Raw genomic sequence first — 25494 nt, forward strand, 5'->3', positions numbered from 1 at the left:
GGTTATACCCTCACTCGCGGATCGATAGCGGCGATCAAGATGTCCGAAAGCAGGGCACCTGTCAAAGTACAGGCAGCCGCAAACGAAACCACTGCAACTGTTCCGTTCACATCAAGCCCCTGGATAGTTGTGACGGAGTAAATGCCCATTCCTTGCCATCCGAAGACCTGTTCAGTGATTGCCGCTCCCAGAACGAGACCTGTAATACCGAATGCAAAGAAGGTGGCAATCGGAATCAGCGAGGTACGCAATGCGTGGTGACGCACAGCACGCCCAGAACGCAAGCCCTTCGCGCGAGCAGTGCGCACATAATCAGCACCAAGGGTATCAAGCATCAAGTTACGCTGGTAACGCGAATACGTTGCAATTCCATGAAGCGACATGACGATCGTCGGCAAAAGCAAGTGCTCAGCTCTATTCAGGAAAAGAGCGAATCCTTCAGGTTTAGGCAAAGAATACGGCCCCGTAAAGTCAAGCTGGTATCCCGTAGTCTGTCCAATGTAGGTGGCCAGCATCTGGAGCAAGATTGCCAAAACGATCGACGGCGTCGAGATAACCAGAAGCGAAAGGAAAGTGATGGTGCGATCCATGCGCGAATACTGCCTCACCGCAGTCCACACACCCAAAGCAACGCCCACAAAAACTCCGACGAAAAAGCCAATGAATACCAATTGCAGCGAAATCGGAACGCGATTAGCAATCTCTGTGTTAATCACTTTTCCGTCCGGGCTCATTCCCCAATCAAAATGGAACAAAACCTTCTTCAACCACACACCATAGCGCTCCCACACAGGGGTCAGTGGGTTGATGTTGCGCTCAAAGAGCATGGTGTCCACGTTCTTCGTCACCTGTGCAAGATCCACATTCTTGCCTGACAAAAGTGCGTTTTCAATGAGCTTTGAACGAGGGTTCAACTGTGTGCCGGCGATGAAATACGCCATCGTTGTTGCCATGAATAGCAACAACACGTAATTCGCGATTCGCCGCAAAAGGTATCTCAGCATGCGAGGCTTCCTGACTCGGGGAAGAAAGTGTGCGGCCCCGCGAGGATCGCACACTTCCGATGGGTGCAATTATGTGGAAATAATACGGCATGACGTTCATCTCCACCCGGCGCGAGACAGTTCCCCGTTCGTATCCGACTCGCTTTCCGGTATCCCTATATATGCATGAAAATGCGATACAGGACTTTTACAGCCTAGTTTTCTACTGGCCCCTAAGCAACTCAAGCTTGGCCAGCCTCACACTTTCCCGCCTCGAAACCCTAGGACTAAAGGAATAGGCTGAGTAGGTGCATATCGTAAATTTGCTCGATCGCGGCCCCCAAGATTACATGACTGTAGACGCACTACAGCGCCATTTGCACACACAAGTGGCAACCGGCCAACGCGAGGACACACTTATCGTCTGGGAGTCGAAAGATACCTACACTGCGGGACGTCGCACACAGCCGCAAGACATTCCAAATAGCGAGATTCCCGTCATCTCCATGGATCGCGGCGGTTCAGTGACCTACCATGGCCCAGGGCAACTCGTCATTTATCCCATCATCGCTGTCACGCCACCAAAAGATGTTGTGGCATTCGTCCGCAGCACAGAGCGCGCACTCATTGACGCTATGGACTTCATCGGCCTGAAAACGTCCCAAGTCGACGGACGAAGTGGCGTATGGATCCTGCGAAACGGCGAAGCAGACCGCAAACTGTGCGCCATTGGCATCAAGTTCGCCTCTGACACCACCATGCACGGCTTGGCTTTCAACGTCACCACTGATCTTGACCGCTTCATGCAAATTATTCCCTGCGGACTCGCCGACGCCGGCGTGGCCACGCTTGCCCAGGAAGGTTACAACTTCTCCTTGGAGAAAGTCGCGCGTCTGCTTATTCCTTACCTTGCTAACGCTTATCAACCCTTCCGCCGCGAAGGACGCAACAACACTGAATTGGTCGACGACGACGTCGCCCCTCTCCTTGAGGAAGTTACAGCTGGCGACACCACTCTTCCCCAGAACACGGGTGTTGCCTGGCACCCTCGAAAGGACACAAAATGACTACTACCACTGCCCCTATCGGCGGGACACACCATATGTCCAATGAGCGCATCAACCCCGGTTCACGCCGCCTGTTGCGCATCGAGGAAAAGAATTCCGCTACCCCGATCGAGCATGACCGTCCTGAGTGGCTCAAAACGAAGGCTACTGTCGGCACCGAGTACGAGGATATGCGATCGCGCGTTAACGGAGCTTCCCTTCACACAGTGTGTGCCGAAGCGAACTGCCCCAATATCTACGAATGCTGGGATTCACGCGAAGCATCGTTCCTGATCGGCGGCGACACCTGCACCCGACGTTGCGATTTTTGTTTCATTAAGACTGGACGTCCAGATACGTATGACCGCGGCGAGCCTCTACGCGTGGCACAGTCGGTAAAAGAGATGAACCTTAACTACACCACCATCACAGGTGTCACACGTGACGATCTCGAAGATGGTGCTTCGTGGCTCTATGCCGAAACCACTCGTCTGATCCACAAGATGAGCCCGCAGACCGGCGTCGAACTTCTCATTGACGACATGCGCGGCGGCGCCCCCGCACTCAAGCAGGTCTTCGACGCGAAGCCTGAGGTCTTGGCTCATAATCTCGAAACCGTTCCGCGTATCTTCAAGAAGATTCGCCCCGCTTTCCGATACGAACGTTCCTTGGATCTCATTACGTTTGCCTCAGAATCGGGCTTGATTACAAAGTCCAACCTCATCTTGGGCATGGGAGAAACGAAAGACGAGGTTATCTCAACAATGCAGGATCTTCACAACGCCGGTTGTGACCTGCTGACGATTACTCAATACCTGCGTCCATCCCCGTTACATCACCCAATCGACCGATGGGTGAAGCCAAACGAATTCGTGGAGTTTTCAGAGATTGGTTACGAAATGGGATTTGCAGGAATCATGGCTGGCCCACTTGTGCGTTCCTCGTACCGTTCGGGTTCGCTGTGGGCTCGCGCGATGAAACACAAGGGATTAGAAATTCCTGAGCGCTTCCAGGGCATCGGCACCACTGATACGGCTGCATACCAGGAGGCCACGTCGATTCTCGAACGAACCACAAACTCAGACCACGTTGCGTGATCACCATGTCGAAGATGGGTGTGGGCGGTAGATTTTCTACCGCCCACACCTACATCAGCATGGTGATTCAGTCCTCAAGGTAGGCTTTGAGGAGCTGCGACAAGGCCACAAGATCAGCTGGTGCTGAAATTTCGCGTGCCGAATGCATCGACAACAGCGGTACACCACAATCAACAGTAGGAATACCGAGGCGCGTCACAGTGATCGGGCCGATCGTCGTCCCAGATGGGACGTCATTGTTCGACACAATTTCCTGAACAGCCACGTGCGCTCCAGCAGCCGCCCGGAAGAAAAGCGCCGACGTCGGGGCGTCGGTAGCGTAGGCACCGCGGGCGTTAATCTTGAGCAAAGGCCCTCCCCCGAGAACTGGTTGGTGCGCAGGATCATGAAGTTCGGGTTTGTTCGGATTCACTGCGTGCCCAGCGTCGGCACTGACCACGGAGGAGTTCGCAAGCATACGCTCGAAAGCCTCAGCACCTGGGCCAAAGAGATTCTCGGACATCCGGCGCAAAATTGCTTCAAGGAATGAACCCGCAGCACCCGAGTACGTATCTGAACCAATCTCTTCATGGTTGAATGTAGCAAAAATCTGGATGTCCTCACCGAGCTCAATGTCTGGATCGAGGAACGCAACAAGCGAGGAGTAAACAGAAGTGAGATTGTCTTGGCGGCCAGCAGCGAAGAAGTCAACGCCATCTGTGCCACCGAAAATCTGAGGCGCACAGGTGTCGTATGCGAACAGATCCATCGCAGCGATCCGCCCAGGATCAATTCCAGCTTCCTGGGCAATGAGGCTCATGAGATCGCCCTCGGACGTGGCCCAGATTGGGCGGTAGTCCTTTTGTGCCGAAAGCTTGAGCTCCTTATTCACTGAACGATCAAGATGAGGAGCAACCTGTGCGATCGTCATGATCGCAGGGGTCTTCACAAGGTGTTCTTCCCCGTCCAAGCTGACTACTCGACCCGCGATACCCAAATCACGATTGAGCCACGAATTAAGCAAAGGGCCGCCGTAGACTTCAACATTGACCTGATCGTAGCCGCATGAGCTCGACGTGCTGTTCGGTTTAACCTTAAAAGACGGTGAATCGGTATGCGAACCGATAATTTTGACACCAGTGCCGAGTTGAACACTGTCAGGAATACGCCAGGCAATAACAGCGCCGTCACGCACGACGTATCCGCGCCTCGCCCCTTCCCATGCCTCACTCTCCTCTTGGCGGGCAAACCCGGCGTCGGCAAAAACCTGTGCAAGGTTCGCCGCCGCGTGAAAAGAGGTGGGCGAAGACGAAATAAAATCAGCGAAGCCGGCAGCGAACTCACGCGCGCCAGCATGAACAGATGGAAGCGAAATACTCATGCTCCCAGTCTAAGATCCCTCGAGCAATGCCACGAATCGGCCGCGTACCAGCAGCGGCTCCACCGCTACACAGTACCCATGAAAACCTTGTTCTCTCCCTCCCGGTGTCCACTCCTTCACAAGAGTCTTAAGGAAAACGAGGTTGCAAAGTACGCCAATGGGTCTATGCTAACCCTCGTGGAAAAAACCAGAGGAACTGCCCGCGCAATTGCGGGACGCAAGAATGCAAGCCACGTGCCGAGCGTATCGACAGCAAGTGCTGCTGCCGCTTTCGGCGCGGTCGGAGTTGTTTATGGCGATATTGGAACCTCGCCGCTGTACGTTATGCGCTCAGTATTCACGCTCGACGGCATGAGCATAAATGAATACACACTCATTGGCGTCACCTCAGCAATTATTTGGTTCCTTGTAGCGCTTGTCACGCTCAAGTATGTTGCCGTCGTATTGCGTGCAGATAACCGACGTGAGGGCGGAATTTTGTCGCTTTCGGCACTTGTGCGTCGTTTCGTCAAGTCTCCGTCACGGCTATCATCTGGAGTCGCGGTTGTGGGCATTGTCGGCGCCTCATTGTTCTTCGGCGATTCTGTCATTACGCCTGCAATTTCCGTGCTCTCCGCAGTTGAAGGATTGGACGTGGCAATCCCAGGAATCGCCACGTATATTGTGCCGATTGCACTGATAATCCTCACTGGCCTATTCGCGATCCAGTACCGAGGCACCCATCAAGTCGCTTCCTATTTCTCTCCAATTATGGCCGCATGGTTCATCTTGCTCGCCATACTCGGCGCTCCTCACATTGTGGAAAATCCGCGCATTCTCTTGGCTCTCAACCCGTGGTATGCGGCAGAGTTCCTCATCGGACACCCGACAGTTGCTTTCATCGCCATGGGCGCGATCGTACTGTCCCTCACTGGTGCAGAAGCCCTGTACGCCGATCTGTCACATTTTGGCCGACGTCCGATTCAAGACGCATGGTTGTATTTAGTACTGCCTTCTCTCTCCATTAACTACCTCGGCCAGGGGGCACTCCTACTCTCTGATCCAGCAGCTCTGGAAAACCCCTTCTTCCTCCTGGCACCCTCATGGGCAACTATCCCATTAGTAATCATCGCTACTCTCGCAACCCTCATCGCATCGCAAGCCGTAATCACGGGCGCTTTCGCATTGACAAACCAAGCAATTCACCTCAACTATTTGCCTCACCTGCGCGTGGTCTACACCTCAGCGAAAGAACGCGGACAGATTTACATTCCGGCAGCCAATCTTTTGCTCTACATTGCCGTGGCGCTCATCGTGGTCACTTTCCGCACATCCGAATCGCTCTCAGAAGCCTACGGTTTGGCAGTGACCACTGAGTTCCTTCTCACGTCAGCACTACTCGTCACACTGATCCGCTATGGGTGGAAGAAGCCACGCTGGTTCGCCGCTCTCGCCGGACTTGTTCTGGCATTGATGGAAGTGCCACTATGGGCAGCAAATGTCGTCAAGTTCTTCTCTGGTGGGTGGCTGCCCGTGAGCATCGCCATCGTTTTAACCACGATCATGTTGTCGTGGAAGATAATCTCCCAACAGGTATACCGCCAACGAAGCGAACAAGAACTTCCGCTTTCCGAATACTTCGACCAAGTATCAAAAAAGCCGGTGAATTCCCGCATCCCGGGGACAGCTATTTATCCGCACTCGCTGTTTACTTCTACCCCACGCCCGCTGCTTTTGAACACGAACTTCAACGACGCAATTCACGAGCGAGTCGTGATCCTTGCCGTGAAGACCGTGGCGCTGGCGCACGTACCACCCGAACAACGTGTGAAGAATTCGCCCATTGCGTGTCCACTTCCCGGTTTCTTCCATCTGACGGTCACATACGGTTTCATGGATTCGCGTAATCCCATTGCGGATCTTGAACTGTATACCAAGCGCCTGCGCGAAGCTCCTGAGCCGACGCCGATGAACGTGCCCGATTTTTCGATTGAAGATGCGATGGTGTTTGCCCATCATCTCCAGATCGAGCAAGCACCTCACCACGGTAAAATGCCTCACGTGTTCCGCTGGCTATTTGTTCAGTTATCGCGTTTCTCTGCTTCGCCGCGTTGGCTACGTACGATGCCAATCGAGCGGACAGTAGAGTACACAACGCGTATCTACGTGTAAAACAGATTGGGGTGTCGGATTTCTTCCGACACCCCAATCTGTTTTACGATCTCCTCACCCTCACCCCTACAATCCGTAAGCGTCAAGGGCTTTGACCGCTTCAGTGCGACCCACTTCAATAACCTCTGCTGCCCGATGCAGATCCATGGTTCCAGCAGTCGTGTAAGGAATCTCGATGACATACGAAGCAGGGTTCGCAGCCCATCGGAAACGTTCAATGATTGCTTGCATGGCAGAGATCGAAAGATCGGCAACATCACGGGTTCTCAATGACTTGGGCAGATCATAGTATGTCTCCCACAGCGAGATTGCCGGCTGCTCTTCGCTTTCTTCACACACGTCGTCGGAGGATACTGGACCAGCAGACCCAAACATGCGCGGGTCGTCAACGTTCGCCGTACGCCCTTTCGCGAGCGACACCGCAAGCGTGGCATCAGCCTTAACTGCAGCAACCGCCTCCATAGGCACAGGATTGACGAGACCCCCGTCAGCGAGAAGCTGCCCATTGAGGTGTACAGGCGTGACGATAGACGGCACAGCCATCGACGCACGAATTGCTGCAGCCAGGCTCCCCTGTTGAAACCACACTTCACGGCCGGTAATGAGATTCGTGGCCACGGCAGTGAAGGGTATGGGAAGATCTTCGATCCTCACTCCTGCCACAATGTCATCAATACGCGCGATAACTTTACGTGGATTGACGATCCCAGGCTCACGGATGGTGAACCCGATCAGACGAAGGACATCAAGCTTGGAAAGCCCACTCACCCAGTTTTTAAATTCCTCAAGATGACCAGCAGCCTCAACACCACCGACGACTGCTCCCATTGAACAACCAGCGATTGCGACGATTTCGTGCCCGCGCTTTTTAATTTCCTCGATCACGCCGATATGAGCGTATCCGCGAGCGCCGCCAGAGCCAAGAACGAGTGCAATCTTCATACGTTCTATTCTTGCGCACAATAGGGCAAATGAGAATGATGTTTAACGATCACATCCTTACGTCGCTTAAGCCGAAGCGTCTCCGAGTGCTCCTCGCAAGAAAATCCATGCGTCATCGCCTGGTCGAATCACATCATTGTGGTGAGCACCAGGAACAATTGCGACATTGAAAGGCTCTGTATTGAGATCTTTAGATCGTACAACAGGCACTGTGGCATCCGCTGTCCCATGGATGATGTCGAGTCTGAGCCCGCGAGCCGCGAACTGTGCCTCCCCCAGCTCCATCCACCGTCGCATCGGATCGAACTGTGCGTAGCGCTCAGGCTGATCGACAGGCATTCCGCCCATGAAGTCAGAAATATCGCCAGCATTCTCCGATGCCGTCTCACGCACCGCTCGTGCAAGATCGAACAATGGTGCAAGAGCCACCACGTGGGTCAGTTCAAATTCGTCAGAAAAAAGAACATCCAGTGCCATTGTGGCACCCGCACAGTGACCAATCCAGGTTGAGGAACCAATGAGCGGGTGGCGAGCGAGAAGACGCGCGTCTTCGAATGTGAGTTCCGGGCTCCCTGCAAGACGGCGATATTCGGGCAACGCTACCCGAAAACCAGCCTCTGCCAACGCGAATGCAGCCGGACGAGTGAAATCCAGTCCAATATTTTGGCGGAAAGATCCACCGTGAAGAAGGGTCACAACCATGGCGCCTTCAGGTCCGTACCACTCGATGAACTGGTCTGCTTTGTCACCGTAAGATTCAGTGCCGTCAGGTTCCACGCGCAAGGCGAGAAGATTCTCGTATACCTTCTGTTCGTCTTCCTTGGAGGAGGAAACCGCGGTGGATTCAGACATCGGCTCTACTTCCCTCGACTACATGTACCAAAACATTGTGCTCGCCCCACCCGCCTTGTGACCAGTTCACGACGAAACAGTAACTCAATCGTTACGAACCGCGTGAAGTTGCGCACGTCAAGTCTCTACCACTGTAGCAGTGTCTGGGGCGACATCAGTATGCAGGTTATGCCAACAATGCCTGCAATTCTTGGCTTGAGAGCGCTTTTGAGGATCTGGTCGCTCCATTTCCTTCCGAGAGGACAGCGAGCAAGGAACGTTTGTGATCCTGAAGCGCAAGCACCTTCTCCTCGACAGTTCCCTCGCTCACCAACCGGTAGACGTGGACAGGGCGGGTCTGCCCAATCCTATGGGCGCGGTCTACTGCCTGTTCTTCGACAGCGGGATTCCACCACGGATCAGTCAAAATTGCGTAATCGGCCATTGTGAGATTCAGTCCCGTGCCACCAGCTTTCAACGAGATAAGAAAAATCGGCGTCTGGCCTGAAGCGAATTCCTCGATGACTTTAGCTCGTCCTCGTGTTGCGCCATCGAGGTAAGCGTAGGCAATCCCCGCGGCGTCCAACCGTTCCTTTACTAGCTCAAGGAAAGAAGTGAACTGCGAAAAGACCAAAGCTCGATGTCCCTCACTCATTGCTTGGTCAAGGAGCTCCATCAAAGCGTTGAGCTTCGAGGGGGTGGCCGTTGATTCACTGTCAACAAGCCGAGGATCAATCGCCATCTGCCGTAAGCGTGTCAACGCTGCAAGCACCTGGAAACGATGGTCATCACCGTCGGCGGTCAGTTTCAAAACAGCCTGACGTTCATGTGCCAGCTGGCGGTCATAAAGACGCCGGTGATCGGGTTCGAGCTCTACCCTCACAATTTGTTCCGCTTTTTCGGGCAGATCGAGCGCCACTGAACGTTTCGTTCGTCGCAGGAGGAAAGGCTCGATTCGTCTACGCAACCGTGCCATATATTCATCGGCAACAGAGCGGTCGCCTCCCGCAATGTTGTCCTCAATAGGCGTGCGGAATGCCGCCGCAAATTGTCGCGGACTACCGAGTAGCCCCGGAGCCGCCAAGGCGAACATTGCCCACAGCTCGGACAGGTTATTTTCGATCGGCGTACCTGTGACGACGAACGTCGTGGGCGCCCCTAATGAAGAAACAACCGCGAACCCCTTCGACGCATAGTTCTTCACATTCTGTGCTTCATCAAGAACCACACCGGTCGGCTCAAGACGCGTATAGACCTCCTCGTCCAGGCGCAACAGGGTATAGGATGTCACGACGATATCTGCTCCCCGAGCAAGCTGTGAAATTTGGGATGATGCACGCGCCGCTGTCGAATCAATTCCCACTACCGTCAGATGCGGCGTGAATTTTTGGGCTTCGCTCACCCAGTTCTCCACCACCGACGTCGGCGCGACGACGAGCCAAGGGCCTGCGTCGGGAGTGCGCTCGCGATCGCGGGCAATCATCGTCAGCATCTGGAGAGTCTTGCCCAACCCCATATCATCAGCCAGGACGCCCCCTAAGCCTTGATCACGTAGCCGCGCCAGCCAATGGAATCCCTCAAGCTGGTAGGGGCGCAACACCGCTTTCACTGATACGGGGACCTCGGCAGGAAGTATCTGACGCAATGAGGCTGCGCGCACGGCGTCGAACCAAGCGTTACGTGCAGCGTCAACAATCCCGAGGTTCAGTAACTCTTCCCACCACGTCTGTCGTACCTTGGGCACACGAATCCCACCACCTCGTTGATCGGTCAGCGCACGAGCCTCTTTCAACAATGCTCGGAGCTTATCCATTTCAGGAAGGTCGAGATTCAGATACGTACCGTTTTCGAGAAAGAGATATTCCTGATCGAGAGTCAGTGCCCGGATCAAGAGCGCTGTGGGAACCACGGATCCACCGATCTCAACACGCACATTCAAATCAAGCCAGTCACGGGTAGTATCCGTGACATCCACACCGACCTTTTTCAGCTCAACTGGGGTGTAAGCTGGGAGGTTTTCTTCCACCTCAACCTCATGCGTTCGCAAGACAGTGGTCAGCATATCGAGCGCAAGCACGTCACTACCTGTCACTTTCACATGTGGAGCAAGTGCAGACCCATTCATCAAAATAGGCATGTGCTGGCTCACGATGGGTGCAACCTGAGCAAGGATCTCTGACTCTGTCTCAACATCACGCACGCCGCGAGCGGCATCTTTGGGGAGGTTGAGTGAAAATGGCCCGAGTTCACCATCACCTTGGCCATAACGCCACGTCCAGATGGCATTGATTAGCGGAACGGGTGCAGTGGGGTCAGACAGATCTAGTGTCAGATGCAAACGCGGAGTTGGAATCGCAGGAGGATCAAACGACCCATCTGGAGAGGTCCACAACTGCCGCGAAAGATGAGTAAAAATCTCTGTATTAAAACGAGCGCGTCCCTTTTCAGGCACGACCAAAACACCACCGGTGCGCAGCGCATTCCATTGATCGCTCGGAGCTTCAGCCAGAAATGCTAGATGCATCACTTCATCACGCCATGCGATCAGTTGTGCAGGTGATCCAACTCCAAGTGCGATCTGTGAGCCGAGAAGTGGATGGGTGAAAATCGCACCCAACGCAAGTGCTCCAGCGTCGCGTTCTTCAATCGCAATTTCGGCCACGGCGTCCGTGTCTTCAACAAAGACGGGATGAAAATCGCGATCGATCAGACTCACACCGGAGTCGATCACTTCACGTAGCACAGGTGTGAGCAAGGAAGAATTGATGGTGTCTAAACGCAACGAATCTTTCGCTGTGCCAGAATACGGAACAAAAGTTTCAGATAACTGAATCAACGAGCGGATTGCGTTCGCCTGCTCGGGTTTCACATCCGTGACACCACCCGAGCGCAAGTGCGAAATTGACACTCCGCTTTTTACCCACGCCTTATTTTTCCCGCGCTTCATCGGCGTCGCCATCAGATGGCCTCGGGAAAACAACGTCGATTCACGTCCGGGCTCAGGTTCTTGCATCTCAAGAATGAGGGCGAGATCGCGTTTGTCGGAGGAACTGCAGGCAAAAAGCTCAGCGAGCCGTCCCTCCCAGGTCGGCTCCGATCGGCGCGGTCCGCGCCATTCGTACGGGTTACGTTCGCGCACGTAGTCTGCCGACGTCGGTAAACCCGCCGGCTGCGACGGTGCAGCAACGCGTCCCGGAGCAGTCGCATGGTTCGCAGGTTTTAACGCATGAGGAAGTAAATCGAGTGCTGTCAAAGCAAGAGCGACCACATGTTTACAGTTTGTGCGCACCGGACACGAGCACGAGGATTCAAAAGAAGTGAACTGGCTTGTCTCATCATCGAAACTGTAGTGGATCACCTCATCGTAGTTGCGTTGATTGGACCCGACTGTCTGTCCACGTATCGTACTCGATTCGCGATCATGCTCGTTCACCTTCGCCCGTTGTTGACTTGCATAAACAACCCCACGCGCGTACGATCCCGGGTTCACAAAACGAAGCAATCCAAACGTTTGATCCATCTTTTAAGGATACGACTGCATACCTCACAGTGCCTAACCGCACAGGCATTGCACACCGCAGCGTGTCCACGATGACGGAGACGTGTGCTGTGTCGAACAATCTCGAATATCGGACGTCGCTAACACCCCTAGCGGCCTCCTCGATAAAATGAAGATCCATGGATATTATTTCTCGTTCCTATGGAAATTCCCGCCCCGTTCGCCATATTTTCGTCACTGGCGGTGTGGCTTCTTCACTTGGCAAAGGCATTACCGCAGCGTCTCTCGGTTCGCTACTCAAAGCACGTGGTGCAAAAGTTGCAATGCAAAAACTCGACCCGTACGTCAATGTCGATCCTGGCACAATGAATCCCTTCCAGCACGGCGAAGTGTTCGTCACCGACGACGGCGCTGAAACCGATCTCGATATTGGCCACTACGAGCGATTCTTGGACGAAGCTTTCACGGGTGACGCCAACGCTACCACAGGTCAGGTGTATCAAAATGTGCTCCGCCGCGAGCGGGCGGGCGAATATCTGGGCGAATGCGTACAGGTCATCCCTCATATTACAAACGAAATTATCTCGCGTATGCGTGCCCAAGCTGAGGTCGATGGCGATCGTCCCGACGTCGTTATCACAGAAATCGGCGGAACAGTAGGCGACATCGAATCGCAGCCCTTCCTCGAAGCAGCCCGGCAGATCCGCCAGAAAATCGGCCGTGACAACTGCTTTTTTATCCATGTGTCGCTGGTGCCTTATCTCGCGGCAGGCGGTGAACTCAAGACCAAGCCAACCCAACATTCAGTTGCACAGTTGCGCCAAGTGGGAATCCAGCCCGACGCGGTTGTGTTGCGTTGCGACCACCCCTTGCCTGCATCCGTGAAAAGCAAAATCGCGCTCATGTGCGATGTAGACGACATGGGCGTAATCGAGTGCCAAGATGCCTCGTCAATCTATGAAGTACCGGTGACGTTGTTCAATGAGGGCCTCGATTCCTACGTGGCACGTCAACTTGATCTTCCCACACACGATGTGGAATGGGACTCTTGGAATGGCCTTCTCGAACGGGTGCGCTCGCCAAAACATCGAGTACGCGTGGCGTTGGTCGGCAAATATATTGATCTGAAAGATGCCTACCTTTCCGTCGTCGAAGCTCTCCACGCTGGAGGATTCGCTCACTGGGCCGACGTCGAAATTGTGTGGGTTCCTGCAGACTCGTGCGAAACCCTCGACGGCGCTCACGCTCATCTTGCCGACGTCGATGCAGTACTCATCCCCGGAGGGTTCGGGGTGCGTGGGTTGGACGGAAAAGTGGGCGCGCTGCGATATGCCCGTGAACATCAGATCCCTACCCTGGGTATCTGTCTCGGCTTGCAATCGATGGTGATCGAAGCTGCGCGCAATCTGTTGGGACTGGACACAGCGTCATCGACGGAATTCGATCCGGAAACTCCCGATCCTGTCATTTCAACGATTGACGAGCAGAAACAATTCGTCGACGGCGGCGATTTAGGCGGTACCATGCGTTTAGGCTCGTACCCGGCCGTCCTTGTGGATGGGTCACTGGTCGCACAAGTTTACGGCACGACGTCAGTAGCAGAGCGTCACCGTCACCGCTACGAATACAACCAGGCTTACCGCGATCGTCTCGAAGCAGTTGGCCTCAAAGTAAGTGGAACATCACCCGATGGTTCCTTAGTGGAGTACGTGGAACTAGATCGTGCTCTTCATCCCTATTACATCGCCACTCAAGCTCACCCCGAATTTACCTCGCGCCCTACCCACGCCAATCCTCTCTTCGCAGGTCTGATTAAGGCCGCGATCGAGAAGAAAAACGCGTAAGAGTCTTTGCGGCGCATCATCTGCGCCGCAAAGATCCGTCGGTCGTGCTAAACATCGAAAGACAGTGGAAGTTTTCATTTTTTCGACACATCGTGCTCAAAAGTTAATAGGGAACAAGATCTTTCGTCGATCCCCTCATGAATGTGCGATAAAAGGTGCTGTGGTTTTTGTGGTTTACAAACTTCTCGAAGAAACCTGATGCGCCGACGTCGTTCACCGCCCGCGGCAAAGATCGTCCAGTTCATGTGGAACATTCGAGATAAGTCCGTCAACGCCCCAATTAATCAGCAGATTTGCGCGAGCCCGATCATTGACAGTCCAGGCGTTAACTTTCAATCCTGCATCGTGAAAATCCTTCACGAGTTCGCGTGACAGGAGAGATTCTTGTGGGTGGATGTAACTCGCCCCGACAAGCTCAGCAACACTGCGCCAGTCGTCACTGATTTTGTTTTCATAGAGCAACCCGATCGGCCATTTTGTGCAACGCTGCGAGAAAATATACAGCAGCACGTGATTGAACGACGAAATAATGACTTCTCGTCCCTTGTCGAGGCGTTCACATTGTTCAATCACGCCATCAATCACAGCGAGGGCGCGATCCTTCGTCTCTTCGTTGGGCTTAATCTCTATATTCGCATTGAGCCCGCGCTCATTCATCAGATCAACGAGCTGAGCAAGTGTCGGCAATGGTTCGCCTGTGAATCCGGGCGAAAACCAAGCCCCCGCGTCAAGAGGGAGATCACTCCTGGTCAAATGTGAATAGCTCCCTGAACGATTTGTTGTGCGGTCCAACGGCGAATCATGGATCAGAATCGGCGTACCGTCTGCAATGACGTCGACATCTGTTTCGATCCAGTTTATGCCGTGGTCAAGAACTGCTCGGAACGCAGCAAGCGTATTCTCTGGTGCCAGAGCCGACAGACCACGATGACCGATGACAGTCGTCATACATTCCTCTTCTCTCAAGCAAGCTGCGTGGCAACATCGTCGCCAGTCGCCGTACGAATAGCCCCCGTGACGAGGAACCATAAACCGCTCACCCAGAACGTGATGTGTAACCATAGCGGCTGTGCGCCATAAGTCGCAACGAGTCCAGCGGTAGCACCCACCCAGACGAGAGAAACGACGATGTTCACAATCATCATTTTCTTGACGCGGAACGGGTGCGTGTAGTGAGTTGGGATGAAAGTGAGGATCACAAGCGCAACGACAATAACAGTGTTGAGCCAACCGGGAACGTGCAAGATCCACATGCACACGGCCACAATGTTCCACGCTGCAGGGAATCCAACGAAGTAGTTATCAGAAGATTTTTCGCCTTCATTCGCGTAGCAGAACATTGACGAGGTGACTACGGCAATCATCGCAACAAATGCCAGCACGGGATGACCGAATGGCAGATAGAGGTACATGAAAAGTGCAGGCAAGAATGACCACGTAATGTAATCAACAGCGACATCCACAACACTTCCGTTAAACCACGGGATGACCTCGCGCACTTTCACCGCCCGAGCAAAAGTTCCATCAATGCCGTCGATAAGCATGGCGATACCAAGATAGAGCCACATCATTTTCAGTTCGCCATGCATCAGCGAAAGCGCCGCTAGGCAAGCAAAAACTAAACCGGACATCGTAAACGCGTGGACCGCCCAGGCAGCAATTTTCTGTTTCCAGGTGTAGTTCATTGTTCTCCTTGAGATGCCATGATTTCCACTGACTAATAGTAGTCGGCAATGTCATGTCGATGAAACGCATTTGGCGCCTACTCTCGGAGTAGGCGCCAAATGTTTAGAGGGATGATGAGAACTTTCGCCTCATTATTATTCCTGTCCCAATAAATACGATGGCAACAAGAGCCACCTCGAAACTAGACGCTCCGGTAACCGGCAGACCCAGTTCACCCGTTGGCGTTGGCGTTGGCGTTGGCGTTGGCGTTGGCGTTGGCGTTGGCGGAACACTATCACTTTCAATCGTCTCGCCAAAATTCGAACCGGACGTCCCCGGAAGGGACCCATCCTCATCAAACTCCACAAATCCCCCACCAAACTGGTACCACGGCGTCAACGACTCTTCCTCAAACGTCGCATCATTCGAACCAGACTCTCCCGGAAGAGCCCCATCCTCATCAAACTCCACAAGATGGTTTTCAACAGTAGGAATCGGCTTATTCACCACTTTTGTGAAACTAGCAATGAGATCCTTACTCGATATCTCCCGTTGCTGTGGATCTTTGTTGAGAATGTAGCCATGTGGCGCTTTTGTTTCGCGAAGCGTGTACGTCCCCACTGCTGAGACCTTAACTTTAAATGCGCCGTCAGCTTTGTCCAGGTCACGTTCATCATTATCAGTAACCTGAATGACAGTCCCGTCAGGAGCTGAAAGTTCGAAGGACGCACCGGCAAGATTCTTGTTATCGATATCAACTTTGTTCCATGTGAGGAAGCGCTGCGGCAAATTTGTCACGTTGCCTAGGTGCATCGGCTTCTTTAAATCCGTTTCAACGGTGAGTGGTGTTGCATCAAGATCATAACCTTCAGGCGCGATCTTTTCGATCACCGTGTATTTTCCCGCAACCGGTACTTCAATCTCGAAAGCTCCGTCGGCATCATTGAGATCACGTTGAGAATTATCGGCAACCTCAAAGCTGACTCCGTCCGGGCCAGTCACTGCGAAAGTGGCACCAGCAAGAAAATTTCCGTTGTCATCCATCTTGTTCCATGACAACGACGGTGTAGGTTTGCGGTGGTTTATCACCTTACCTGCGTCGAAAGAACGTCCTGTCAGTGAGCGACCGGAGTTGACCTCGATCGACAATACCTGATCTGACAGCTCAAATCCTTCAGGCGCAACCTTTTCACGAATCTGGTATCGACCATTCTTCGTCACGTGGATCTTCAAACCTCCACGCCCTTTATCGAGGTCACGTGCATCATTATCGAGCACATCGAAGGTCTTTCCCTCTGGATCAGTCACTGTGAAGGTAGCACCGCCAAGGAAATCTCCGTCATTTGACTGTTTCATCCACTGAATGAAAGTCGGCTGATAACTGTTTTCAATGGTCACAGTCGCACCTTGAGTCGCATCAGATTCAACATTCTGAGTTGTACGAGTTTCAGCCCAACCTTCAGGCAACGTCTCCCGTACCACGTAACGTGCTTTCTTCCCGCCAACAGTGAGCGCCAGATCGCGAAAAACATGCGTCCATTGATCTTGAGCAGTGAGCGTTGCATGATCGACGAGATATTCTTCCTCATCGCCGTCGAGTTTCATAAACAATTCAACATTGAGGCGCTCGGGAATCTGGACTTTTTCTGCGTCGGGAAGTCCCTCAGCCGTACGAGATTCGTCCCACTTTTTGACTACTTTAATCTTAGTGGACTTGTTGCGACCGAAAACGATGTTGCCGTTGGTAGCGATGCCGCCGCCGAACGTCGCGACGTTATCGTGAATATGGACTTTTGCGTTCTTACGGGCAAGAGCAACTGTATCGCCAATTGGAACACCATGAAGAGCAATGTATTCCGGCTTCACCACATATTTATTGAGGTCGTAAGGAATCTTCTGTTCCGAGTACCGCGGCTGAGTCTGTCGATTTCGGTAACCGTCAACAAACCAATCTGCCGATCCGCCACCGAGCTGCCGGCGAGAAAAGTCAGCTTGGAGCGGCGCATTGCCCTCGCCTGAGCCGTACGGGAAAACGGACAAATCATCACCGAAGGCTTGACCAGAATTCTTCGCCAGACCAAGGCCATCTTGCGCATAAATCACGGTATCGCCCGTTGGGCAAACCCATAAGCCGCCGCCATTTCCATTCGCTTTATTTCCTTCAACGAAGACATCACTCATATGAAGGGTGTAGGGCTGGGAAGCAACATAGATTGCCCCACCCATCTGCCCGCCTTCGTTCTCACGGAATTCGCCTCCAGCAATCGAAGCTCCTGCAGCGCCGACATACACTGCACCTCCGGCCGCACTCGCTGTGTTCTTCTCAAACAATCCACCATGAATATTCAGCTCGCTTTTGGTTAACTCATGCCAACGAGCTAGATGGTCTTTACTCATTCCGCCGACGATGTCGGCTCCCTTTGAAGGGACGATTTTCCCGGCATTTCCGCTCTCGACAAACCAGTCATAGGTCGAAATTGCTCCACCAACTCCCGCCTTATTCCCGTCAAAAAGAGTGATCGACGGATCATCAAGTCGGTCATAGATATCGACTTTTACTTTTCCGACAGTCGCGATTGCTCCACCTGAGCGACCCGCATAATTATTAGCGAATCGGCCACCTGTCATCGTAAACTTCACACCATTTTTGTTGTCAGACCAGTCTTTTTCAGTGACCCAATACCCTGAATAAGAATGTAGCAGCAGACCGGCGCCCCACTGATGCGGATTCCAATTCGCTGAAATCAGCCCGCCATTCATCTCCATCTCGCCAGAGAAAAAGACTCCAACCCCTGACGCAATGTTAGTGTAGGTGCCGCGGTACCAATTCATGATCACGGAACCACCATTCATGAGGAATTTTGCCCCATTGATGACAAGCACACCACCAGCACTAAATTGATTCGATGCCGCTCCAATATGGTTATCACGAATCTCCCCACCGTTTAACGTGAACTGAGCACCGTGACCTGAAATGGCAATCGCACCCGAGTACGCATCTTTGAAATCACCCTCAACATCCTTGACGACGCCTGCATTCATTATGAGGACGCCACGCGAGTAGATCAGAGGCAACGCCGTCTTCTTTGCACTGATCGTCAGCGGAGTTTCATCAACGTGTTGCCCAATAGTCAGTGTTGAATCGCGTTCCGCAGTGATCAGCTGGCTCTTCGTAAACTCAGCAACTGGTTGAAGTGTGGCACCTTCAGAATGCGCAACGAGAGTAATATTCGCATGAGCAGGAATCGTGAGTGTATCGTCAAGCTCAATCGCTCCGTCAACTGCGATGGTTGTGCTTTTCGTTCCAGCTGCTCGAACCGCGTCGGATAGCTCAGTGGCACTTGTGACGACGATATCAGCAGCCGCCTGCGCAGGAAGCGAAATGCTGACGACCCCAACAAACATGAGAAGCGAAGCGAACAGGTATGCCGCTAAACGCCTGTAGATAAACATAGTGAATTCCCTTGATGGTGTGCATGTGAATGTGCTAATAATTTTGACTCTATATACGCGGATACACACTGTCAACCGCATACCATAGTGATTAATCCTCATTCATCACAAAATATGGAGTAACTTGTGATTTCACCACAGCGAGTCGCACCAGGTGACAAAATCGCCGTCCTGTCCCCCGCATGGGCAGCGCCCGCATATTTCCCTCAGCTGCATGAGCAAGCTCTGGAACGTCTCAAAAGTGAGCTTTGCGTTGAGCCGGTGGAATACCCCACTACTCGCGCAATGGGTGCTACTCCTGCGCAGCGGGCAGCCGATATCAATGCCGCATTCGCTGACCCATCGATCCGGGCAATTTTTACAACAGTAGGCGGGGACGATCTCATTGAAGTGGTTCCGCTCCTCGACCCAGAGTTGCCCGTAGCCGATCCGAAACCGTTCTTCGGGTACTCCGACAATACGAATATCCTCAATTGGCTGTGGCAACTCGGCGTAAGCTCCTTCCACGGCGGCTCGACCATGGTGCACCTGACCGGCCCACACCTTGATGCTGCCCATATTCATACGCTGAAAGCAGCGATGTTTGCAGAAGGCGATGTCATTCTCCCTGCCTCACAGACCTCACAAGATTACGGGTTTGACTGGTCCGATCCTCGTGCACTTTCCGAACCTTCTCCACGCGGCCCAGCGCTTCCACTCGAATTCTTTGGTAACGAATCACCGGTTCGCGGACGCACTTGGGGAGGTTGTCTGGAGGTGATTGACCAACTCGCTATCGCTGATCGTTTACCTGATGCAGACGAACTTGAGGGAACAATTCTTATTTTTGAAACGTCCGAGCTTCTCCCTCCAGCGGACTACGTTGGACGCTGGATCCGCGCGATGGGCGAACGTGGCTATCTCGACGCCGCAGCAGGACTAGCATTCGCACGCCCGGTGGTTGCTGATCGTGACAAGCCCGGAGAATCTGAGTCTGATCTTTATGCCAAGAGGATGGCATATTATGAGTTTTTGCTCTCAAACATTGCACGCTACCGCGAAGATCTCACTGTTTGCCTCGATCTTCCCTTCGGCCATACTCGCCCGCAAGTTATTCTCCCCTACGGCGGTGAGATCACGCTCGACCCACTCAACCACGCTGTCATTGGGCACTTCAACGATTAAACAATTGTGGGCAACATGTCACTCACCATGTTGCCCACAATTATTCCTGGTCATCTCTCAGCAGACACACACCACTTCTCGCACTTTTCCTCCGATGACGAGGGTCTTGAGGTAGAGCACGAATGCCGGGATAAAAACCGCCATAAAAAAGATGAGCGTGGGTACGAGTTCAGGCCATATCCATGCGGCAAAGATTGGGCTGGCCCACAGTGCCATTCCTAATGCGCTTGCTGGTAAGTACCGAATCGCACACAGAAGCGACGTTGTCAGTAGCGAGACAAACGACGTCGGCGCGGTTTGTTTGTGAGCCCGATTTTCCGACGTCGAAAGTCCAGCATTGGCATGACCTGCGAGTGCGAAAAACCATTGGGCCACGAGCAACGAAAGAATTGCGACACTGAACAAGCCGATTCGCATCCCATCCACGAACAACCCCGTCTCTTTATGTAACAACATGAGTTCATAGATCACCGTGAACCAACATGCAAGAAGGAGGAGCCACCCCACTGTCGCCATTTTCAATGATCGAACAAAAATCCGCCAAAATGTGCGCCACGGGTGTGCACCATCGTCGGCAATTAGTTGCCCAACCACAACATTCGCCGCAGCCAGACCTGCACCGAAGGTGACCACAGGGATGGCAGTGAGCGTCAGGGACATCGACACCACTGCGACGTCGGCAAGAAGAGCCAGGACCCGGGCAAAGGCCGAGTCCTGGGAGAATAAGTGACGTACCACTTATCCCTTCACCGCTCCCGCGGCAACTCCCTTGATAATGTACTTCTGCATCGCAATGTAGAAGATCACGATCGGCACGATTGCCAGAACGAGCATTGCCATGAGAGCACCCATGTCACGGTTACCATTCGAACCCACCAGCTGCTGGATGACCACAGGAATGGTCTTATAGTCGGTAGACAAACCGATGGTCAGGTACGGCAGAAGATAGTCGTTCCAGACCCACATTGCGTTGAGGATTGCCACCGTGATTGCCGTGGGCTTGAGGATCGGCAGAACCACAAGGAAGTAGGTCTTGAGAACGCCTGCTCCATCGATGGTCGCCGCTTCTTCGATCTCAAGCGGGATCGATTTGATGAAGCCAGCAAACATGAACACTGATAACCCTGCGCCAAAGCCCACGTAGAGCACCACGATTCCCCAGGGATTGTTCAATCCGAGGGTGTCGGCAATCTTCACAGTGGGGAACATGACCATCTGGAACGGGATCACCATCGAAAAGACAAACATGTAGTACAGCGCCGATGTGTACCACGTCTTGACACGAGTGATGTAGTAGGCGGTCATCGCACAGAAAAACACGATAGCTGTCACAGACAAGATCGTGATCACGAAGCTCCACACGATAGCCATGAAGAAGCCTGACAGAGCGAGGCCAGTCGCGTAGTTTTCCAGGCCTGTCCACATATCCCCTAACGGCAGGACAAATGGATGAGACGCGATAGAAAACTTCGATTTGAAGGAGTTCATCAAGATGAACAGAATCGGCCCGATAAATACCAAGGTCAGGAGAACGAGAATAACGTATGAGAGAGCTTTTCCAACTTTGGAGTGCATCATGCTTCGATTTCCTTCCGGCGAGTAGCTGAAAGCTGCACCATCGCAATCACCACCACGACCACGACGAAGAGCACAGCTTTTGCTTGACCCACGCCTTCTTCGCCGACGCGGGCGAACATGGTGTTGACAATATTCAGTGCCACCATCTCAGTTTTTCCTTGAGGTGCGCCGTTGGTCAACGCGAGGTTCTGATCGAACAGTTTGAATGTATTTGACAGGGTCAAGAAGAGGCAGATCGTAATCGCGGGCATCACCATGGGGATAGTGACGTGACGCAATACGCTCCACCGCCCAGCACCGTCGATTTCCGCAGCCTCAACCAGCTCAGGCGGAACATTTTGCAGACCCGCGATATAAATAATCATCATGTATCCGACCAGCTGCCAGTTGATGAGCATGATCATGCCAATGTAACCGTAGGTCCAATTCGCAATGATGGTGGTCTTGTACTGAGCAAGCACAGCATTGATCATGACCTGCCAGGTGTAGCCCAACACGATTCCACCAATCAAATTCGGCATGAAGAACACAGTGCGGAACATGTTCGTACCGCGTAGCTTCTGTGTCAGCAACCAGGCAATGGCGAAGGAGAAGACATTCACCAGGATCACCGAAGCGACCACCACCATGAGTGTGAAGCCAAAACTCGCAACGAAACCTGATCGATCGTCGAAGGCAGCTTTATAGTTGTCCAACCCTACCCAGGTAGCATCCGTAATCGTAGTGAATTCAAAGAAAGACAGCACAAAACCGATCACAAACGGAACAAGAAACGCCACTGCGAACGCAATCAACGTGGGAAGGACGAAGATTGGAAAATATTTCTTTAACTGAGCTTGCATCATCGCCTCATTCATGACGAAGGCCTCGGAGATACCAACTTCGGATCGGTGTCTCCGAGGCCTTCACGATTGAGTGTTACTACTTCTTCTCTGCGGCCCAGCCGTCCACAAATGTGGATTTCACCTTGGCCCAGTCAAGGTTGCCCGAAGCGTACTGTGCAAGCGCCTGACCGAAATCATCCTTGAACTTCTGCGATGGGTAAGTGGTGAAGATCCACGGCACCGCGTAGAGATCTTTATTGGAAATGTAGGAGGAAATCTCCTTCGCGAGAGGATCGGACGGAGTATCAGCCTCAGCGTAGTTTGAGTAAGGAGCAATGAAACCCAGATCATTGATCACGTGCTTCTTGCCAGCCTCGTCGGCGTAGAGCCAATTGATGAAATCAAGGGTAGCCTTCTGATCAGCGTCAGAAGCTTTCTTGTTCACTGCCATGAACGCTTCGGTACCGACAGCCAGACCTTGCTTTTCTTCACCAGCAACTCCGGTATACATCGGAAGGAACTTGATGTTCTCTTCCTTCACCACGTTTCCGGCAACGTCCTTGATCTGGCTCCACGCCCAGTTACCGTTTTGAACCATGGCCGCCTTGCCGAGAGCAAATTCAGACATCGAATCGGTGACAGTCTTTGACGGAGCAAGACTCTTCTCAACCGTTGAATCAGTGAGGTACAGATCGAAGAGATTCTTGAAGTTGTCAGCGTATTTGAAGGTCACTGTCTTCTCATCGGTGACACCTGCGTCCTTGTACTCGTAGAACATCGGGACATTGGACAAGTGGGTCTGCCAACGCCAGTCTTCACCGCTAGCCAGCGAAGTCGAAGCGAAGACACCATCGATTCCGAGTTCAGCCTTCTTGGCCTGCATATCATCGGCAACTTCCTTGAGCTTTGCGAAGCCCTTGATTTCGTCAACCGACTTTGCCTTCGCACCAGCAAGGCCGAAATACTTGTCCATGATGGCCTTGTTGTAGATGATTCCGTAGCCTTCAACAGCGGCCGGGGTGCCGTAAACCTTACCGTCTTCGCCCTTAAGCGCGAGATTTGTATCCTTGAGTGACTTCACCAGCGGTGTATCAGTGAGGTCACGTGCGTACTTATTCCACGAGGCCAGGCCAACTGGACCATTGATCTGGAAGAGAGTAGGGGCATCACTCTTCGCAATTTCGGATTTCAATGTCTGCTCATAGGTGCCCGATGCAGCGGTGACAACTTTAACATCCACACCCTTTGCCTTGGAGTATTCGGCAGCGATTGCCTTAAAGGCTTGCTCCTGCTCCGGCTTCCAGTTCAGGAAGTACACCTTGCCTTTACTGTCGCTAGTTGATCCCGACGACGAGCAAGCAGCAAATCCAACGAGCGCAATTGCACTCACAGATACAATCGCAGCCATCTTTGTGAATTTCATCAGGTGATCCTCCTTTGGATCTTGCGTGTGTGACAGTACATTCCGCCCTTGGATATGTACTACGGTGACCCGCTCAGTCTAGCATCATTGGCTCCCACACAATGACCGTTCGTTTAGTTAAATTTTAGTCATGCGGTACAGGCCGATCGAGAATCCCCAGACACGGCGATGACGCGCTCGGCGAAACTAGTCACATACCAGAAAATGCACACATAGACTGTGGAAAGTTTCTACTTTTCAGGAGGTGCCATGACTGCGCGTCTTTCATTTGCTGGCAAAATTTCCAATACAGGAAAACTGGCTCTCGGCACTGCAGGAGCTGCTTACCATACAGTTCGCTCAGGTGCGGATCCCTCCACACTTGAAGAAGCCTTTGATAAAAGCTTCGGTCCAGCTCGCATTCTCGCCCATGACCGTGTCACCGCTGTACGTCGTAAGCTCAGCACCCCATCGGAAGCTGCGCTACTCGATGCGCTTGAGAAACGTTACCTTCGCGACGTGACTGGCTCCGGCGCCGTCGTCGGCGGGACCGCCGCATTGCCTGGAGTTGGCACAATCGCTGCGATCGCAGCAGCCATGGGTGAAACTGGCGTTTTTATGACAGCCACGATGGTTCATGCGTTCGCGGTGCTTGAGGTGATGCGCCCTGAGCAGCTCACCGCCGAACAAGAACGCGCACTCGTGCTAACGATTCTCATGGGCGGAGTCAACGCGAAAAGCGTGAAGAAATTGGCAACACAAGCTGGAGTCTTCTCTGGAGGCGGTGTGATTCGTTCTCTTCAGGGAAAGGCGTTGCGCAAATTTAGTGACTCGATGCGTAAACGTCTCTTCCGTCGCTTCAGCGCCAAACAGGCCACTGCAATGATCGGAAAGATCATGCCCTTCGGTATTGGCGCCGTCATGGGAGGCTACGCGAATCGAACATTGGGCAAACAGATGATTGCAGCGACCATAGATTCTGTGCGCGCTGCGTGAGCAACACTAAGGATGTTCCCGGCGAGGAAATCTCTCCGGGAACATCCTTAGTGTTGCTCAAATTCTGAAAGTTATTCCTTGCCGTAGGTTTCATCCCATGCTTGTTGGGCTGATTGGATCGTCAAACCGTCTCGCCCATAATCGCTTCCATCGGGGAGAAGATGTGGGGAATCAGGATTTTTACTGTGCCTCGACAAAGACACCCATAAGGTGCCAGAGCTACTTTTTGGGGGTGATGACATATCGATCTCTTAAATCCATAGCTTCCTCCTAGCACTTGGGCGGGTACTCACGCAAAACTGCCGTACGTTTATTTAACACTGATCTTTTTGACGGCTTCGGGTAGGTTCTAAACCACGTAGCCCATGATTTATTCACTCTATGAGCTTTAGATCTATGGTCATGTTTCTCCCACCACAAGATACTTCGGATGATGGATCGAGTCGTTTCCAGAAAAACCTCTAGAAACGAAAAAATTTTCGACCTTGGCGGGAAGGGGAATATCACCGTCACCATCAGATGGAATAACAATTCCACTGTCTTCTTCGCCAATCAGGAATATGGATGGACAGACGAGTGGGGGGGGGGGGGGGGGGGGGGGGGGGGGGGGGGGGGGGCCCCCGCCCCCCGCCGCGGCGGGAGCGGGAGGGAGACGCGCG

18 protein-coding genes are annotated in these 25494 nt (G+C 52.9%); 6 read left to right on the forward strand and 12 right to left on the reverse strand.

Annotated elements, in window-relative coordinates; translation table 11 throughout:
• Nucleotides 1–2 precede the first annotated feature (2 nt).
• Entirely contained in the window at nucleotides 3–1004 is a 1002-nt protein-coding gene (locus ACTOVJ_RS03630) for an ABC transporter permease (RefSeq protein WP_449503710.1), read from the reverse strand.
• A 287-nt stretch (nucleotides 1005–1291) separates the two neighbouring features.
• Between ACTOVJ_RS03630 and lipB the strand changes: the two genes are divergently transcribed.
• Both lipB and ACTOVJ_RS03640 read left to right on the forward strand, forming a co-directional pair.
• On the forward strand, nucleotides 1292–2050 hold the full coding sequence (gene lipB / locus ACTOVJ_RS03635; RefSeq protein WP_449501289.1) for a lipoyl(octanoyl) transferase LipB: 759 nt from the start codon (nucleotides 1292–1294) through the stop codon (nucleotides 2048–2050).
• A complete protein-coding gene (locus ACTOVJ_RS03640; protein WP_449501290.1) occupies nucleotides 2047–3126 on the forward strand; it encodes a lipoyl synthase in 1080 nt (359 codons plus the stop codon). Before lipB ends, ACTOVJ_RS03640 begins: the two co-directional genes overlap by 4 nt.
• A 67-nt stretch (nucleotides 3127–3193) precedes the next feature.
• On the opposite strand, the gene ACTOVJ_RS03645 is transcribed toward ACTOVJ_RS03640, so the two are convergent.
• Entirely contained in the window at nucleotides 3194–4486 is a 1293-nt protein-coding gene (locus tag ACTOVJ_RS03645) for a M18 family aminopeptidase (RefSeq protein ID WP_449501291.1), read from the reverse strand.
• 177 nt (nucleotides 4487–4663) lie between these two features.
• Here ACTOVJ_RS03645 and ACTOVJ_RS03650 point away from each other — a divergent pair, with 177 nt between their 5' ends.
• Nucleotides 4664–6637: a potassium transporter Kup gene (locus ACTOVJ_RS03650; RefSeq protein WP_449503709.1), complete on the forward strand. Its 1974-nt coding sequence runs from the start codon at nucleotides 4664–4666 to the stop codon at nucleotides 6635–6637.
• A gap of 66 nt (nucleotides 6638–6703) precedes the next feature.
• On the opposite strand, the gene ACTOVJ_RS03655 is transcribed toward ACTOVJ_RS03650, so the two are convergent.
• The 3 genes from ACTOVJ_RS03655 to ACTOVJ_RS03665 all read right to left on the reverse strand — a co-directional run bounded on the left by ACTOVJ_RS03655 (nucleotide 6704) and on the right by ACTOVJ_RS03665 (nucleotide 11930).
• Complete coding sequence (locus ACTOVJ_RS03655) at nucleotides 6704–7579, reverse strand: patatin-like phospholipase family protein (RefSeq protein ID WP_449501293.1); 876 nt, start codon at nucleotides 7577–7579, stop codon at nucleotides 6704–6706.
• Between the two features lie 66 nt (nucleotides 7580–7645).
• Nucleotides 7646–8431 (reverse strand): alpha/beta hydrolase family protein, encoded by a 786-nt coding sequence (locus ACTOVJ_RS03660; RefSeq protein ID WP_449501294.1) that lies wholly within the window; start codon nucleotides 8429–8431, stop codon nucleotides 7646–7648.
• A gap of 166 nt (nucleotides 8432–8597) precedes the next feature.
• Nucleotides 8598–11930, reverse strand: coding sequence for a DEAD/DEAH box helicase (locus ACTOVJ_RS03665; protein WP_449504630.1), 3333 nt, complete (start codon nucleotides 11928–11930; stop codon nucleotides 8598–8600).
• A 158-nt stretch (nucleotides 11931–12088) separates the two neighbouring features.
• On the opposite strand from ACTOVJ_RS03665, the gene ACTOVJ_RS03670 reads away from it, so the two are divergent.
• The gene (locus ACTOVJ_RS03670) at nucleotides 12089–13753 is read left to right on the forward strand and encodes a CTP synthase (protein WP_449502702.1); all 1665 of its coding nucleotides are present in this window, start codon (nucleotides 12089–12091) and stop codon (nucleotides 13751–13753) included.
• Between the two features lie 213 nt (nucleotides 13754–13966).
• Here ACTOVJ_RS03670 and ACTOVJ_RS03675 read toward each other — a convergent pair whose 3' ends face one another.
• The 3 genes from ACTOVJ_RS03675 to ACTOVJ_RS03685 form a co-directional block, all read right to left on the reverse strand.
• Entirely contained in the window at nucleotides 13967–14701 is a 735-nt protein-coding gene (locus tag ACTOVJ_RS03675) for a glycerophosphoryl diester phosphodiesterase (protein ID WP_449503707.1), read from the reverse strand.
• A gap of 14 nt (nucleotides 14702–14715) precedes the next feature.
• Nucleotides 14716–15438, reverse strand: a complete 723-nt coding sequence (locus tag ACTOVJ_RS03680; protein WP_449503706.1) for a CDP-alcohol phosphatidyltransferase family protein — start codon at nucleotides 15436–15438, stop codon at nucleotides 14716–14718.
• Nucleotides 15439–15541: 103 nt separating this feature from the next.
• On the reverse strand, nucleotides 15542–18871 hold the full coding sequence (locus ACTOVJ_RS03685; RefSeq protein WP_449504631.1) for a SpaA isopeptide-forming pilin-related protein: 3330 nt from the start codon (nucleotides 18869–18871) through the stop codon (nucleotides 15542–15544).
• Nucleotides 18872–18997: 126 nt separating this feature from the next.
• On the opposite strand from ACTOVJ_RS03685, the gene ACTOVJ_RS03690 reads away from it, so the two are divergent.
• The gene (locus ACTOVJ_RS03690; RefSeq protein ID WP_449503704.1) at nucleotides 18998–20035 is read left to right on the forward strand and encodes a S66 family peptidase; all 1038 of its coding nucleotides are present in this window, start codon (nucleotides 18998–19000) and stop codon (nucleotides 20033–20035) included.
• 57 nt (nucleotides 20036–20092) lie between these two features.
• On the opposite strand, the gene ACTOVJ_RS03695 is transcribed toward ACTOVJ_RS03690, so the two are convergent.
• The 4 genes from ACTOVJ_RS03695 to ACTOVJ_RS03710 form a co-directional block, all read right to left on the reverse strand.
• Nucleotides 20093–20773: a DUF624 domain-containing protein gene (locus ACTOVJ_RS03695; protein ID WP_449503703.1), complete on the reverse strand. Its 681-nt coding sequence runs from the start codon at nucleotides 20771–20773 to the stop codon at nucleotides 20093–20095.
• On the reverse strand, nucleotides 20774–21613 hold the full coding sequence (locus ACTOVJ_RS03700) for a carbohydrate ABC transporter permease (RefSeq protein WP_449501302.1): 840 nt from the start codon (nucleotides 21611–21613) through the stop codon (nucleotides 20774–20776).
• Nucleotides 21610–22455: a carbohydrate ABC transporter permease gene (locus tag ACTOVJ_RS03705; protein WP_449501394.1), complete on the reverse strand. Its 846-nt coding sequence runs from the start codon at nucleotides 22453–22455 to the stop codon at nucleotides 21610–21612. Before ACTOVJ_RS03705 ends, ACTOVJ_RS03700 begins: the two co-directional genes overlap by 4 nt.
• Before the next feature lie 79 nt (nucleotides 22456–22534).
• Nucleotides 22535–23863, reverse strand: coding sequence for an ABC transporter substrate-binding protein (locus tag ACTOVJ_RS03710; protein ID WP_449503748.1), 1329 nt, complete (start codon nucleotides 23861–23863; stop codon nucleotides 22535–22537).
• 246 nt (nucleotides 23864–24109) lie between these two features.
• On the opposite strand from ACTOVJ_RS03710, the gene ACTOVJ_RS03715 reads away from it, so the two are divergent.
• On the forward strand, nucleotides 24110–24835 hold the full coding sequence (locus ACTOVJ_RS03715; protein WP_449503702.1) for a hypothetical protein: 726 nt from the start codon (nucleotides 24110–24112) through the stop codon (nucleotides 24833–24835).
• The last annotated feature ends 659 nt before the right edge of the window (nucleotides 24836–25494 follow it).

It is taken from the genome of Arcanobacterium sp. (ex Cirak et al. 2026) (assembly GCF_053585065.1).